Origin of the sequence: Streptomyces hygroscopicus subsp. hygroscopicus (assembly GCF_001553455.1) — a bacterium.
Taxonomy (GTDB): Bacteria; Actinomycetota; Actinomycetes; order Streptomycetales; family Streptomycetaceae; genus Streptomyces; species Streptomyces hygroscopicus.
The window spans coordinates 1-14,343 of the sequence record NZ_BBOX01000461.1 but is presented as its reverse complement, the minus strand read 5'-3'; the positions used below and the strand labels follow the sequence as shown (position 1 = coordinate 14,343).

Annotated in this window: 15 protein-coding genes and 1 tRNA gene; 6 read left to right on the top strand and 10 right to left on the bottom strand. The window is 71.1% G+C overall.

Annotation, left to right across the window (positions count from 1 at the left end; all coding sequences use genetic code 11):
- Positions 1 to 106: 106 nt before the first annotated feature.
- Positions 107 to 1,018 carry an alpha/beta hydrolase gene (locus tag AXW62_RS35955; RefSeq protein ID WP_060948105.1) on the bottom strand — a complete coding sequence of 304 codons (912 nt, stop codon included), beginning with the start codon at positions 1,016 to 1,018 and terminating at the stop codon, positions 107 to 109.
- Between the two features lie 272 nt (positions 1,019 to 1,290).
- Here AXW62_RS35955 and AXW62_RS35950 point away from each other — a divergent pair, with 272 nt between their 5' ends.
- Together AXW62_RS35950 and AXW62_RS35945 are read left to right on the top strand one after the other, a co-directional pair.
- Complete coding sequence (locus tag AXW62_RS35950; RefSeq protein ID WP_079115953.1) at positions 1,291 to 2,229, top strand: 4'-phosphopantetheinyl transferase family protein; 939 nt, start codon at positions 1,291 to 1,293, stop codon at positions 2,227 to 2,229.
- A 146-nt stretch (positions 2,230 to 2,375) separates the two neighbouring features.
- The gene (locus AXW62_RS35945) at positions 2,376 to 2,645 is read left to right on the top strand and encodes a DUF2277 domain-containing protein (RefSeq protein ID WP_060948106.1); all 270 of its coding nucleotides are present in this window, start codon (positions 2,376 to 2,378) and stop codon (positions 2,643 to 2,645) included.
- On the opposite strand, the gene AXW62_RS35940 is transcribed toward AXW62_RS35945, so the two are convergent.
- From AXW62_RS35940 to ehuB, 7 genes are all read right to left on the bottom strand, one after another.
- A complete protein-coding gene (locus AXW62_RS35940; RefSeq protein WP_060948104.1) occupies positions 2,633 to 3,208 on the bottom strand; it encodes a Uma2 family endonuclease in 576 nt (191 codons plus the stop codon). The two genes, AXW62_RS35945 and AXW62_RS35940, sit on opposite strands and share 13 nt — an antisense overlap.
- 169 nt (positions 3,209 to 3,377) lie before the next feature.
- Positions 3,378 to 3,454, bottom strand: a tRNA-Lys gene (locus AXW62_RS35935).
- A gap of 98 nt (positions 3,455 to 3,552) precedes the next feature.
- Positions 3,553 to 4,314, bottom strand: coding sequence for an IclR family transcriptional regulator domain-containing protein (locus tag AXW62_RS35930; protein WP_030836567.1), 762 nt, complete (start codon positions 4,312 to 4,314; stop codon positions 3,553 to 3,555).
- Between the two features lie 205 nt (positions 4,315 to 4,519).
- Positions 4,520 to 5,290, bottom strand: a complete 771-nt coding sequence (ehuA, locus tag AXW62_RS35925; protein WP_051886460.1) for an ectoine/hydroxyectoine ABC transporter ATP-binding protein EhuA — start codon at positions 5,288 to 5,290, stop codon at positions 4,520 to 4,522.
- A 22-nt stretch (positions 5,291 to 5,312) separates the two neighbouring features.
- Entirely contained in the window at positions 5,313 to 5,963 is a 651-nt protein-coding gene (gene ehuD / locus AXW62_RS35920; RefSeq protein WP_060948103.1) for an ectoine/hydroxyectoine ABC transporter permease subunit EhuD, read from the bottom strand.
- Positions 5,960 to 6,712 carry an ectoine/hydroxyectoine ABC transporter permease subunit EhuC gene (gene ehuC, locus AXW62_RS35915; protein ID WP_060948102.1) on the bottom strand — a complete coding sequence of 251 codons (753 nt, stop codon included), beginning with the start codon at positions 6,710 to 6,712 and terminating at the stop codon, positions 5,960 to 5,962. The genes ehuD and ehuC overlap by 4 nt, the downstream gene beginning before the upstream one ends.
- Complete coding sequence (gene ehuB / locus AXW62_RS35910; protein WP_060948101.1) at positions 6,709 to 7,632, bottom strand: ectoine/hydroxyectoine ABC transporter substrate-binding protein EhuB; 924 nt, start codon at positions 7,630 to 7,632, stop codon at positions 6,709 to 6,711. The genes ehuC and ehuB overlap by 4 nt, the downstream gene beginning before the upstream one ends.
- Before the next feature lie 120 nt (positions 7,633 to 7,752).
- Between ehuB and AXW62_RS35905 the strand changes: the two genes are divergently transcribed.
- Positions 7,753 to 8,262 (top strand): DUF3830 family protein, encoded by a 510-nt coding sequence (locus AXW62_RS35905; RefSeq protein WP_030836582.1) that lies wholly within the window; start codon positions 7,753 to 7,755, stop codon positions 8,260 to 8,262.
- 174 nt (positions 8,263 to 8,436) lie between these two features.
- Here the strand turns inward: AXW62_RS35905 and AXW62_RS35900 are convergent, their stop codons facing one another.
- Entirely contained in the window at positions 8,437 to 9,849 is a 1,413-nt protein-coding gene (locus AXW62_RS35900; RefSeq protein WP_030836584.1) for an amidase, read from the bottom strand.
- 25 nt (positions 9,850 to 9,874) lie between these two features.
- The gene (locus AXW62_RS35895) at positions 9,875 to 10,822 is read right to left on the bottom strand and encodes a D-2-hydroxyacid dehydrogenase (RefSeq protein WP_060948100.1); all 948 of its coding nucleotides are present in this window, start codon (positions 10,820 to 10,822) and stop codon (positions 9,875 to 9,877) included.
- 207 nt (positions 10,823 to 11,029) lie between these two features.
- Between AXW62_RS35895 and AXW62_RS35890 the strand changes: the two genes are divergently transcribed.
- The 3 genes from AXW62_RS35890 (at position 11,030) to AXW62_RS35880 (ending at position 14,273) form a co-directional block, all read left to right on the top strand.
- Complete coding sequence (locus tag AXW62_RS35890; protein WP_030836590.1) at positions 11,030 to 12,016, top strand: maleate cis-trans isomerase family protein; 987 nt, start codon at positions 11,030 to 11,032, stop codon at positions 12,014 to 12,016.
- A 106-nt stretch (positions 12,017 to 12,122) separates the two neighbouring features.
- A complete protein-coding gene (locus AXW62_RS35885; protein WP_060948099.1) occupies positions 12,123 to 12,878 on the top strand; it encodes a maleate cis-trans isomerase family protein in 756 nt (251 codons plus the stop codon).
- Positions 12,879 to 13,031: 153 nt separating this feature from the next.
- The gene (locus AXW62_RS35880) at positions 13,032 to 14,273 is read left to right on the top strand and encodes an EfeM/EfeO family lipoprotein (RefSeq protein ID WP_060948098.1); all 1,242 of its coding nucleotides are present in this window, start codon (positions 13,032 to 13,034) and stop codon (positions 14,271 to 14,273) included.
- Positions 14,274 to 14,343: the final 70 nt, after the last annotated feature.

The following is a 14,343-nucleotide window of genomic DNA, read 5'->3' as shown; positions in this document are numbered from 1 at the left end:
CGGTCATCTGCGAGATCAAGGACTGAGCCACCGCACCGCGCCGCGGCGATGGGCCCCGGCCGGACCGCGTGACGGGGGCGGGCCCCGGCCGGGGCCCGCCGCCGGGTCAGTCCTTCAGGGTCCGCTCCAGGAAGCCCAGGACGGTGTCCGTGTAGACATCCGGCTGGGTCTTGATCCCCTGGAGGTGCTCGGTGTCCGGCAGGGTGTGCACCTCGGCCAGCGGATAGCGCTCGGCCAGCGCCCGTACCCCCGAGGCGGGGATCATGGTGTCGCGCTCCCCGGTCAGGAAGAGCATCGGGGTGCGCTCGTACGCGCCCCCGACCGGCGGCGGCCACTGCACCCGCAACATCGCCACGGCCGCCGACGAGGCGACCGTCTCCACGACCGAGCGGGAGGGGCCGGTGCCCAGCGGACCGGGGATGGGCACCCCGCCGGCCGCGACGAAGTTCCGGAACAGCGGAGCCAGCTCCAGCGCCGGACCGCTGTCGAAGACCACCGCGTCGACCGGGCAGTCCTCCCTCTTGAGCATGTAGAAGGAGGGGAAGGTCGAGATGGAGAAGCCGTAGATGGCGATGCGCGCCGTGGCGTACTCCTCCATCGACCGCATATGGCGCACCACGGCGACCACATCGTCGGTGTGACGGTCGCTCATGCCCCAGCTCGACCGGTCCGCGACGCTCTTGCCGTGGTTGCGGTGGTCGAACAGGGCGACCGTATAGCCCGCCTGGCTGAGCAGCCGCGCCTGCGCCAGGCTCGCGGACTTGCTCAGCCCCAGACCGTGCCCGAGCACCACGACCCGCCCGGTGTCGCCGGGGATGAGCCAGACATGCAGTCCGCGACCCCGCTGCCCGTCCAGCGGAACATTGACATCGGTGCTGGTCAGCCCCAGGTCGGCGGGCTTCTTGTGATGCGGTCTGCGGGGCGGGTGGTAGATCATGTACGAGAGGAAGGCGCCGTACAACGGTGCCACCGGAAGGGTCACCGCGGAGGCCGCCTTCGCCAGGAATCCCGTCGCCATGGTCGTCAAACCCCCATCACCGATCGTGCCCGGACGTGCGCGATCGTAGTGCGCGGGAGCAGGTGCCCGCGTCGGCCGGAGAGCGAACGTGTCCTAAGTCACCGGGTGTTCGCGATCGGCAACGCCCCGTCCTGGAAAGGCTGTTGGGGGCGCGTGAACCGGTCGTGGGGCGGGCCGCGACGGCGGGGCGTCCACGGCGCGCCGCGGGCGCCGCTGTACCGTCGGTACGTCCACAGCGAGCGCGTCGTCGGCCGATAGCACGGGGGAAGCGGATGTCGTTCACCAACCCGGTCCAGCCCGCACCCGAGCCCCGGCGGTGGGCCCCGGCTCACGCCCTGCCCCGCCCCGAGGACCGGCCCGGCCCCGGCGAGGTGGCCGTATGGCTGCTGCGGATCCCGCCGTCCGCCGCCGCTGCCGCCGCCGTCGCGGAGGGGACGCTGGACGAACGGGAGCGCGAGCGCGCGGCGAGACTGCGGTCCGAGGTGGCCCGCGAGCGCTATGTGACCTCGCACGTGGGGCTGCGGACGCTGCTCGGCGGCTATCTCGGCATCGCCCCGGCCGAGGTCGCGTTCACCCGGGAGACCTGCGGAATGCCGGACTGCGACAAACCGCACGGCCGCCCGGCCCTGGCGGGCGAGGACACGCTGCACTTCTCCCTCTCCCACTCGGGGGACGCCGCCCTCTGCGCCGTCGCCGGAGTGCCCGTCGGCGCCGATATCGAGGAGCGGGACCCCGGGCGCGTAGGGGCCCGGCTGACCGGTCTGATCGGGCAGCTGCACCCCGGGGAGCGGGCGGCGATCGGCGCGCTTCCCGAGGAACTGCGGGCGGAGGCGTTCCTGGGCTGCTGGGTCCGCAAGGAGGCGTATCTGAAGGGCATCGGCACCGGGCTGCCGGGCGGGATCGGCGCCCACCACGTCGGCCTCGCCGAGGGCCTGGCCCCCGCCGACGCGCCGCCCGGCCCCAGCGGCTGGTCCTTCGCCGACCTCGACGCGCCCCCCGGCTACCACGCGGCGGTCGCCGTAAGCGACGGGGCCGTAACGGACGAGACCGTACGGGACGCCGCCGTACGGGACGCCGCCGTACGGGACGCCGCCGTACGGGACGCCGCCGTACGGGACGCCGCCGTACGGGACGGGGCCGTACGGGACGGGGCCGCGCTCGGCGGCGCGGCGCGGCCGGTGGTGACGCTGGCCGGTCTGCGGCTGGGCTGATTGACGGCTGGGCTGACGCCCGGCGGCGCCTGCACCCCTGACCCGAGCCGGTCACCGGCCGCACCGGGCCGGGCGACCGAGCCGGTCACCGGCGGGCGGGGCCGGACACCAGGGGCTTGTCGGACCTCCGGCGTACCGTCGGCGGTATGTGCAGATCCATCAAGACACTCCGCCCGCCGTACGCCGAATCGGTCACCGAGGACGACATGCGAGCGGCGGCGCTCCAGTACGTCCGCAAGATCTCCGGCTTCCGCCACCCGGCCGCGCACAACGCGGAGGCGTTCGACAAGGCCGTGGAGACGATCGCCGCCGCCACGGCCGAGCTGCTGGACTCACTGGAGGTGCGGGGCGGGGACCGCCGCGCGACAGGGCGCTGCCCGGCCCGGGGGCCGGACGGGGCGGGTCAGCGGGCGTAGTTCTTCAGCGGGTCCGTGTCGAGCGTGATGCCCACCGGTTCGGGAAGCACCACCTGCTCACCGAAGGGCGCCCGGTGGATGTCGAGGTAGCAGCTGTTCTTGGGATCGGGGTTGGTGTGCACGATGACCGCACAGGCGTCGCGGTCCACGAGCAGGTAGACCGGGATGCCCACGGCCGCGTAGGCGGCGGGCTTTTCGACGCGGTCGCGGCGGTCGGTGTCCCCGTCGTGCGAGGTGACCTCGACGGTCATCAGCACCCCCTCGGGGTCCGACCACTCACCATGGCCCGAGAAGTGCCCATCAGGCGCCAGCACGCCGTCCGGGCGTACGCGTCCTTTCCGGTATGCCTCCGCTTTCAGGCCGCGCTCGCTCGCGTAGAGCCAGAGATCGGGACGGTGCTGCATGCATCGCCTCTGCAGCCACCTGATGATCTCGTCGTGATCTCCGGTCGGCGCGTACTTCTCCTCGATCCGCCCGTTGATGAACTCCAACGTGACGGTTTCGGGCACCGTGGAGGCGATCTCCTCGAACTCCTCCACCAGCATGTGCGCGCGCTCGGTCATAACCGTCGTGTTTCACCCCTTTCCTGGATGAAGCCAGTGTTCCGGGTACCGGCGCGACGGGGGCGCGATCCGTGGCCTGACCACTCCATAGAGTGAAGGCGAGGGACCTGGCGCGGTGAAAACGCGTCTGGGGCCTCCCGGAAAACCGGAAAGCCCCAGATCACTGCCATGGTGCGCCGCCAGGGACTCGAACCCCGGACCCGCTGATTAAGAGTCAGCTGCTCTAACCAACTGAGCTAGCGGCGCCTGCTGACAACAGAAATAGTACCTGGTCCGGGAGGGTGGTTTTGACCAGCGCTCTCCGGGGCAGGGCCGGGCGTCCCCCCGGCCGGCCGGGGCGGGTCTCAGAGGGAGAGGGAGAGCAGCATCGGGGCGGCCTCCCGGTTGAGGGCGTCGGCGGCCTGGCGCAGCCGGTGGGCCTGGGCCAGGGGGAGGGAGAGGGCCAGGCACCCCACCGAGCGGCCGGCGCTGATCGGAACCGCCGCGCAGACCGTGCCGACGGCGTATTCCTGCAGGTCGAGGACGGGGACGGTGGCGGGCTGGCTGTCCAGCTTGCGGAACAGCGCCTTCTCGCTGGTGGTGGTCCGGGAGGTGAGCCGCACGGTCTTGTGCCGGGAGAGGTGATCGCGGCGGCTGTCGTGGTCGAGCTGGGTGAGCAGGCATTTGCCGAGCGCCATCGCATGGGCGGCGGAGCGGAAGTCCACCCACTCGTGGACCCTGGGCGTCCGGGGTCCGTCCGCGTACTGCGTGATCCTGACCTCGCCGTCCGTATAGCGGCTGAGGTAGACCGCCGCGCCCACCGAGTCGCGCAGCGCGAAGAGCGACTGCTGGAGCTTGTCCCGGACGGCGTGGCCGCGGCCGGGGCCGGCGGAGCCGAGCAGGCTCAGGGAGCTGCCGCCGACGTAGGCGCCGTCGGTGATCTGCTCCACATAGCCCTCGCGGCGCAGCATCCGCAGCAGATCGGTGAGCTGGTGGGCGGGCAGCCGGGTCTCCCGGGCGATCGTGGTGTCGCTGACGCCGGACGCGTGTTTGGCGACGACCTCCAGGATCCGGAGGGCGTGCTGCACCGAGTGGAACGGCGCGGTCGGCTCGGGTCTGAGCGCCACCGTCTTCCCCCTCGCAAATCGGCCTGGCTTTGTCTCACGATAACCGCCAGGCCCTTGCCCGGATCGGGGGTTGAGGACATTGGCCGGGGTCCCGTGAACCCGGTCAGCGGGGGGGGCGTATGTGCCTGGCATATGGCATGAGCACGCCCCCGCGCGAGGGGCCGCGGGGGCGGTGCCGGCCGGTACCCGGCGGGGGCCGGACGATCTAGAGGACCGCGCTCAGGAATTCCCTCGTCCGCTCGTGCTCGGGCTCGGTGAAGATCTTCTCCGGCGGCCCGGACTCGATCACCCGGCCCGCGTCGAACATCAGTACGTCATCCGAGATGTCCCGCGCGAAGTTCATCTCATGGGTGACGCAGAGCATGGTGATGTCCGTGGTGTGAGCGATATCACGCAGCACATCCAGCACCCCGGCCACCAGCTCCGGGTCCAGTGCCGAGGTCACCTCGTCCAGCAGCATCACCTGCGGCCGCATCGCCAGCGCACGGGCGATCGCCACCCGCTGCTGCTGCCCGCCGGACAGCTGTGTCGGGTACGCGTCGCACTTGTCGCCGAGCCCGACCAGGTCGAGCAGTTCCCGGGCGCGGGTCTCGGCCTCGTCCTTGCTCAGACCCAGTACGTGCACCGGGGCCTCGGTGATGTTCCGCAGCACCCGCATATTGGGGAAGAGGTTGAACTGCTGGAAGACCATCCCGATCTTCTTGCGCACCTCACGGGTGTGCTTCTCGCCCGCCGGGACCAGGGCGCCGCCCTTGTCCTCATGGGTCAGGTAGTCGCCGTCGACCTTGATCGTGCCCTCGTCCGGCCTGAGCAGCGTCATCAGCAGCCGCAGGATCGTGGTCTTGCCCGAGCCCGAGGGGCCGATCAGGGTGACGTGCTTGCCGGAGGACACCGAGAAGTCGAGGTTGTCCAGGACCGTATTGCTGCCGAAGCGCTTGGTCACCTGGTCGAAGCGGATCAGTTCACTGCCGTCCACGGCAGGGTTGGTGTGGTCGGTTTCAGTGGCCAAGACGACGCTCCAGGGCTCGCATCACAAGGGAAGCCGGATAGGCGATGAGGATGAAGGCGATGCCGACCATCGTGTAGGGCTCGATGTACTGGAAGGACGACGCGCCCTCCGCACGCGCCTTCTGCAGCATGTCGACGACGCCGATCAGCGCGAGCATCGGGGAGTCCTTCAGCATCGCGATGACGTAGTTGCCCAGGGCGGGCACCACCCGGCGGATCGCCTGCGGCAGGATCACCGCGGTCCAGGTGCGGCGGCGGGAGAGGCTGAGCGCGGTGGCCGCCTCCCACTGCCCCCTGGGCACACCGTCGATACCGGCCCGGTAGACCTCGGCGGTGTACGTCGAGTAGTGCAGACCGAGCGCGATCACACCGGTGGTGAGCGCCGAGAACTTGATGTCCCAGGTCGGCAGCACGTAGTAGAAGAAGAACAGCTGCACCAGCAGCGGAGTGTTGCGGATGAACTCCACGACCGCCGCCACCGGCCAGCGGACGAAGCGGGTCGGCGAGCGGAAGGCCATCGCCCACACCAGGCCGAGGGCGAACGCCAGGACCGAGCCCAGCGCGGTCGCCTCCAGCGTGATCAGCAGTCCGCGGCCCAGCTCGGGAAGGAAGTCCTTGGCCACGTCCCAGTCCCAGTTCACTGGGCACCTCCCGCCGTGATGATGTCGGACGACTGCTCGGTCTCCTGGCGGGCGGACAGCTTCCGGGTGGCCAGCGGGCCCTTGCCGGACTTCGCCGGGGCCTGGCCGATACCCGCCTTGGCGCGCCGTTCCAGCAGCCGCATCAGCCGGGTGAGGACGAAGGCCAGCACGAAGTAGAGGACCAGGATGATCGTGTAGATCTCCAGGCTGTCACCGGTCGCCAGCCGCGAGAGCTGGGCGGCGAAGGTGATGTCGGCGACGCTCACCGCGGAGACCAGGGCGGTCGCCTTCAACAGCTCGATCAGCAGGTTGTTGAAGGGCGGGATCATCTCGGGGATCGCCTGCGGCAGGATCACCCGGCGCATCCGCTGGGCGGGGGTGAAGCTGAGCGCGATGGCCGCCTCGCGCTGGGCCGGGGCCACCGCGGCTATCGCGCCGCGCACGATCTCCGAGCCGTACGCCCCGTAGGTGAGGCCCAGCGCCAGCACCGCCGCCCACATCGGCACCAGCTGATATCCGAAGGCCAGCGGCATCACGAAGAACAGCCAGAACATCAGCACCAGGGCCGAGGTGCCGCGGAAGACCTCCACGTAGCAGCCCGTCAGGAAGCGGACGATCCACAGCCGGGAGGTGCGGGCCATCCCGATGCCGAACGCCACCACGGCCGCGAAGACCGCGCTGTACAGGGTCAGCTGGATGGTGATCCAGACGCCCGGAAGAAGCCAGTTTTCCCACAGCCCGGCCGTCATGAGCACAGCTCCTCGGCGGTCAGATCGGTCATCTCTTCCTTGGTGAAGCCGAAGGGCCGCATGATGCGCAGCAGCTCGCCGCTCTTCTTCATCTTGTGCAGCTCGACATTGAAGGCGTCACGGAGCTTGGTCTCCTCCGGCCGGAAGGCGAAGCCGCCGGCGCCGATGTCCGGTTTGCCGTCGACCATCGCCTGGAACGGCTCGGTGGCCTCGGCCAGCCGGCTGTTCCGCTGCTTCACCACGTTGTGAACGGTCACCGTCGTGCCCGCGAAGACATCGGCCCGGCCCTGTTCCACCGCGAGCAGCCCGGCCAGCTGGTCGGGGAGGATCAGCATGTCGCTCTGCTTGATCCCGGCGTCCTCCGCATAGCCGATCTGGGCATATGCGGTGCCGGTGGCCATCTTGGCCTTCCGCTTCACGATGTCCTGGTAGTTGTGGATGTTCTTGGGGTTCCCCTTGCGCACGATGAACGCGTCACGCATGCGGTAGTCGGGGTCGGAGAAGATCACCTGGGCGCAGCGGTCGGGGTTGATGTACATCCCCGCCGAGACCACGTCGAACTGCTGCGAGCGAAGGCCCGGAATGAGCGAGCCGAACTCGGTCGGCACCGGCTGCACCTTTGCCACGCCCAGCCGCTGGAAGATGACCTTCGCGATCTCGGGCGCCTCACCGGTGAAGTCGCCGTCCTTGTCGATGTACCCGAATGGGATCTCCCCCGCTATTCCCAGTCGGACCGTGCCTTGCGACCGCAGCCGCTCCAGCAGATTGCCCCCGTCCTCGGCGCCGGAGCCGGATACCCGGCTGCATCCGGCCGCGCCCAGCAGGCCCAGGGCCGCGCCGCCGACGAGAAGTGAGCGGCGACGTGGTCCCATTTTCGCTGTTTTTCTGCTATCGATGTCTTTCCCGCGTGGTGGAGCCATGGGCGCGCGGCTACCCGACTTCATGAAATATATGCGGGCTGTTTCCGGCCCTTGATACAGGCGATGTCTGGGTAGGCCCCTACGGCAGGACTGGTTCCGAAGCGACCTGGAGGAAAGTCGATGGTTGACCGAGCCGACCGGTTCATCGAGGTCTCGCTCGACAAGCGCGGGGTGAGCTGCACGGCGAAACTCCTCGACGATCTCGCGCCGATCACCTGCGAGGCGGTGTGGAACGCGTTGCCGCTGGGAGGTGATGTGTACCACGCGAAGTACGCGCGCAATGAGATCTACGCGCTGGTGCCGCCCTTCGCGCCCGAGGAGCCACCCCTGGAGAACCCGACGATCACCCCCATCCCCGGGGACCTCTGCTACTTCACCTTCACGGACACCCAGCTCGGGACCAAGTCGTACGGCTACGAGACCGACGCCAAGCACCAGGGGCGGCGGCAGGTCGTCGACCTCGCGCTCTTCTACGAGCGGAACAACCTGCTGATCAACGGTGACGCGGGCTGGGTCCCCGGGATCGTCTGGGGCACGATCGTCGACGGGCTCGACCGGATGGCCGACGCCTGCCAGGACCTGTGGCGCGCGGGAGCGCTGGGGGAGACGCTCAACTTCCGCCGGGCGTAGCGCACGGGCCCCGGGCCCCGGTCTTCCGGGCCCCTGGGCGGGCCCCGGGTCTCCGGGCCCCTGGGCCGCGGCCTCGGGTCTGGGGCCTCGGGTCCGCCCGGTCCCGGCTCCCGCCGTCGTCCACGGCTCCGCCCGGTCCTGGTACCTACCGTGGTCCACGGCTCCGCCGCGGGCTCAGGCCGTCGGTGGACGCACCCCGTCCGCCAGCCCCGCTTCGAACAGCGTGTGCGCCGCCCGCAGCACCAGCGCGTCCGCGTGGCGTGCGCCCACCAACTGCACCCCGATCGGCAGACCCGCGCCACTGAGGCCGCACGGCACCGACGCCGCGGGCTGCTGGGTCAGGTTGAACGGGTAGGTGAACGGCGTCCAGCCGGTCCACCGGGTGTGCGCCGACCCCTTGGGCACCTCGACCCCCGCCTCGAACGCGGTGATCGGCAACGTCGGGGTGACCAGCAGGTCGTACGCCGAGTGGAAACGTCCCATGGCGTGGCCGAGGGCCATCCGTACGTCCACGGCCGCCAGATAGTCCAGCGCGCTGTACGCCGCCCCCTGGGCGCAGATCTCGCGCAGCCCCGGGTCCAGCAGCTCCCACGCCTCCTGCCCCAGCGGCTGCACCACCCGGGCCGCGCCGCTGAACCACAGCGTGTGGAACGCCTCCACCGGATCCTGGAACCCCGGGTCGATCTCCTCGACCACCGCGCCCAGCTCCGCCAGCAGGTCCACCGCCCGCCGCACCGCCGCGGCCACCTCCGGGTCGACCACGGCCGCCCCGCCGAGCGCGGGGCTGTAGGCCACCCGCAGCCCGTCCACCCCGCCGCCGGAGGTGAGTGCCTCCCGGAAGCTGCCCTCGGGGGGCGCCAGCTGCGACCAGTCGCGCCAGTCGGGGCCGGAGATCACATCCATCAGCAGCGCCGCGTCCGCCGCGTCCCGGGTCATCGGCCCCACATGGGCCAGCGTGCCGAACGCGCTCGCCGGATAGAGCGGAACCCTCCCATAGGTGGGTTTCAACGCGAAGATGCCGCAGAAGGCCGCCGGGATACGGACCGACCCCCCGCCGTCCGTTCCCAGGCTCAGCGGGCCCGCGCCCAGCGCCACCGCGGCGGCGCTGCCGCCGCTGGAGCCGCCCGCGGTCCGCCGAGGGTCGTACGGATTGCCGGTGACCCCGTAGACCGGGCTGTCGGTGACGCCCTTCCAGCCGAACTCGGGGGTGGTGGTCTTGCCCACGAACACCGCGCCGTGCTCGCGCAGCCGGGCCACCGAGGGCGCGTCCTCGTCCCACGCCTGGGCCTCGGGCCGTACGGTCCGTGAGCCGCGCAGCGTGGGGGCGCCGCGCAGCAGCAGGATGTCCTTCACCGACACCGGTACGCCGTCCACCAGGCCCGCCGGGGTCCCGCGCCGCCACCGCTCGGCGGACTCCTCCGCCTGCCGCAGCGCCCCTTCGGCGTCCACCCGGCTGAAGGCGTTCACCTCCGGCTGTATCTGTTCGATCCGGTGGAGGACGGCACGGGTCGCCTCGACGGGGGAGAGCTCGCCGGAGGCGTACCCCTCGACGAGTTGAACGGCTGTCAGGTCGTGCATGTCGGTCATCCGTCTCTCCGTTCAGGTTCTGCGATCAGTCCACCGGTACGTATCCGAGGCGTTTGTCGACGACGTTGAGCAGCGGTTCGCCCGCGCACCAGCGGTCGTAGTTGTCCTGGAACTGCTCGGCGAGGTGGTCGCGCCAGCCGACCGTGTCGCCGCTCATATGGGGCGAGACGAACAGCCCCGGCACGTCCCACAGGGGGTCGTCCGCGGTCAGCGGCTCGTGTTCGAAGACGTCCAGCGCCGCGCCGCCGATCCGCCGGGCCACCAGCGCCGCCGTAAGGTCCTTCTCGACGACCAGGGGGCCGCGGCCGACGTTGATGAACCGGGCGGTGGGCTTCATCCGGTCGAAGGCGGACCGGTCGAACATGCCGCGGGTGGCATCGGTGAGCGGCGCCGCGCACACCACCCAGTCGGCCCGCGGGAGCAGCTCGGGCAGCTCGTCACCGGCCCGCACGCCCTGCCGCGCGGTGCGCCCCACCAGGTCGACCACCACACCGAGCGCGCCCAGGGTGGAGCCGATCGCCCGGCCGATGGGGCCCGCGCCCACGACCACGGCACGCGTCCCGGCCAGCCGCATGGTCTCCCGGTGCTGCCAGCGGCGCTGCCGCTGCAGCTCCCAACTTCCGTGGAGGTCCTTGGCCATGGCGATCACCAGCCCGGCCACGTACTCGGCGATCGGCTGTTCGAACACCCCGCGGGCGTTCGTCAGCACCGTGTCGGACGCGATGAGTTCGGGGCAGAGGAGCCGGTCCACCCCCGCGCTCGCGGTATGGACCCAGGCCGGCCGGCGACCCTCGCCGGGCCAGGCGTCACGGACCGCGTCGGAGGTGAAATCCCAGACCAGGAGCACATCCGCGGCAGGGAGCACCTCGGGCAGCGAAGTCTCGTCGCAGACGAGGACCCTGGCCCGGTCGGCCAGCCGGTCCAGCCGGACGGGCGGCTGGTCGCCGAAGACGACAACTGTGCTTTCGGACATAGGCGGGAAACCATTTCGAAACGTGGATGGGTTTGCCTGAAGAGGAAGCGGGCAGGCGCCTCAGTTTGAGGATTGACCACGCTAGGCAGCGGAAACTACCGTCGTCAACAACGGCATCTGTCCCGGCGTCCCGGCATTAGGCCGGTCTCTCTCCGTCGAAATCTCTGGCCAATGGTCCAGTCCCTCCGTTCTGTATTGGGGCTCGCTTTGGACGTCTCTTTTCTGGGTGGCCCACAGCCGCAGCGTGGCGTGGGCGTGGTGGCACCGTTCGACTTCGCACTGGATCGTGAGCTGTGGCGCTGGGTACCGGACGAGGTTTCCCTGCACCTCACCCGTACCCCGTTCGTACCGGTCGAGGTCAGTCTCGACCTGGCCCGGCTCGTGAGCGAGCACGAGACCTTGCACGAGGCGGTGCGGGCGCTGACCGCCGTCGCGCCGGAAGTGGTGGCGTACGCCTGCACCTCGGGCAGCTTCGTCGGCGGTGTGGCCGGTGAGCGCGCGATGTGCGCGGCGATGACCCAGGCGGGTGAGCTTCCCTCACTGACCACCTCGGGCGCGCTGCTGGAGGCGCTGCGGGAGATCGGCGCCCGGCGGATCGCGGTGGTGACCCCCTACACCCGGTCGGTCACCGACTCGCTGGAGGAGTACCTCGGCGAGGCCGGAATGACCGTCACCGGACGGGCGTACCTCGGACTGACCCGGCACATCTGGAAGGTGCCGTACCGCGATGTGGTCGACATGGCCCGGCAGGCGGTGGTCGGGGCGACCGACGCGCTCTTCATCAGCTGTACCAACCTGCCGACCTACGACGTGATTCCGCAGCTGGAGGCGGAGCTGCGGATGCCCGTGCTGTCCGCGAACCAGGTCACGATGTGGGCGGCGCTGAAGGCGATCGGCGCCCAGGCCGTCGGGCCGTACCAGGCGCTGCTGGACCCGCTCGCCCGGTCCGGTCCGGCGGGGATGTCGGTGCCGCCGATGGGCGGTCCGCTCCCGGTGACGGACCAGGTCGTCGGGTCGGTGATCGGGGCCGTGGAGTCGGTGGAGTCCGTGGTGGAGGAGCCGGAGGCGGCGCTGGCCGGGGCGGCTCCGCCGGGGGCGGACGGCGAGCCGGCGGACGGGCTCGACCCGGGCTTCGGAACCGGCGTCGGGGAGGGGCCCTACCTCGACGATTCGGGAGGCCCGTCACCGGTGTGAGGGGAGCTGCCCGGCGGATGGGAACCCGCCGGGCGCCCGCGGTGTAGGAGAAGTGACAGCAGTGCAGGGGGCGGCGCTCGCGGGGGCCGCCAGTAAGGAGGCAGTCATGGTGGACTCGACCCGGCCGACCCCGAACACGGTGGGCTTTCTCTACCCCGGATACTCCGCCGAGGACGAATATCCGCGCCTGGAAGGCATGCTGGGCGGCGATAGCGGCGATATTCGGCTTCCCCTCGTCCACACCGACATCGGCGAGGACGCCCACCGGGTGGACGCACTGCTGGAAATGGGGTCGGCGGCCCGGCTCGCGGCCGGGGTCGCCGAGCTGGCCGAGCGCGGCGCGCGGGCCGTGGTCTGGGCCTGCACCAGCGCCAGCTTCGTCTTCGGCTGGGAGGGCGCCGAGGAGCAGGTGCGCGAGCTGAGCGAGACGGCCGGGATGCCCGCCTCCAGCACCTCCTTCGCCTTCGCCCACGCGGTGCAGGCGCTCGGCGCCGACCGGGTGGCCATCGCCGCGACCTATCCGGAGGACGTCGCCGACTACTTCCGGGCATTTTTGAAGGCGGCGGGCGCGGAAGTGGTCTCGATGCGGGGCAGCGGGATCATCACGGCGGCGGAGGTGGGCACCTGGGGCCGGGAGGAGGTGCTGCGGCTGGCCCGCGCCGGGGACCATCCCGAGGCCCAGGCGGTGCTCCTGCCGGACACCGCTCTGCACACCGCCGCCTGGATTCCGGATCTGGAGGCGGAGCTGGGCAAGCCGGTGCTCACGGCCAACCAGGTCACGGTCTGGGAGGGGCTGCGGCTGCTGGGCCACGATCCGGTCCATGACCGGCTGGGCGCCCTCTTCGCCCGAAGTGGAGGGTAGAAGCGGGCGGACGGAAGCGGCGGTGCGGGCGCGGTCGGGCACCGGCGGGAGGGCCGCGGAGCCGGTGACGGGGAGCTGAACCCCGGCGAAAATCCACGTTGCTCTTTCGCCATCGATGCATTCCGCTTACCGGACTGCGCCTAGCATGCAGCCGTGCGTCGCCATCAGCTCTCCCCGGTCCCGCCGGCACGTCATCTGCTGGCCGCCGGTGCGGTGACGGTGGCGGCGGCCATCGGAATCGGCGCGCTGGCGGTCGTCGGAGACTCCTCACACCGTCCTCGGGCACACCCCTCCGCGAGCGCGTCCGCGAAGGCATCGGACGGGCTCCGGCACACCTCCGTCGAGGTGTCCGAGGGCGGCTGCGGCCGTGGCTGGACCCGTGGCACCCGTGGCAAACAGGTCTTCGATCTGCGGAACACCTCCAGCAGACCGGCCGAGGTCTATCTCACCGGCGCGGCGGACGGCGCCGTCTACGGAGAGGTGGAGGGCCTGGGCCCCGGCACCAGCAGACCGCTGAGCGTCACCCTCGGCGGGGGCTCCTACGCCTTCGTCTGCCTGCCCGAGGACGCGGACGCGGTCACCGGACCCACCGTCACCGTCTCCGGACCGGCCCGGGGCGGTGGACCGGCCGCGCTTCCGGTCAGCCAGCAGGATCTGATCCCGCCCACCCTGGCCTACCAGAAGTGGGTGGCGGGCCGGATGGACGAACTGGTGCGGCGCACGGACGCGCTGCGCTCGGCCGTCCACTGCGGTGACCTGACGGCGGCCCGGGCGGCCTGGCTGCCCGCCCATCTGGTGTACGAGCGGATGGGCGCCGCGTACGGCGCCTTCGGCGACGCCGACGGGGCGATCAACGGCACCACGGCGGGGCTGCCCGGCGGGGTCCACGACCCGGACTTCACCGGATTCCACCGCCTGGAGTACGGCCTGTGGCACGGCGAGTCGGCGCACGACCTGCTCCCGGTCGCCGACCGGCTCGTCAAGGACGTCCGAGGGCTGCGGGACGACTGGGCACAGGCGCGGATGGACCCTGCCGACCTGGGCCTGAGGGCGCACGAGATCATGGAGAACACCGTGCAGTTCGAGCTGACCGGCCGCACCGACTACGGCAGCGGCACCAACCTGGCCACCGCGCGGGCCAATCTGGACGGCACCCGGGCCGTGCTGCGCCGGCTGGAGCCGCTGCTGAAGCCCCGTGCCCCCTGGCTGCCCGAGCTGACGAGCGGACTGGACCGCACCCAGCGGACCCTGGAGCACTCGCACCACGGGGACCACTGGACCCCGCTGGACCGGCTCAGCCGCGCCGATCGGGCGCGGCTCAACGCGGACACGGGAGCCCTGGTCGAGCGGCTGGCCCGGGTGGCGGCGCTGATGGATGTGCGGAGGACCCGGTGAGCGAGGTGCTGCGCAGGGGCTTCCTGCTGGGTGCGGCGGGCGCGGCCGGCGCGGTCGCGGGCGCCGCCGC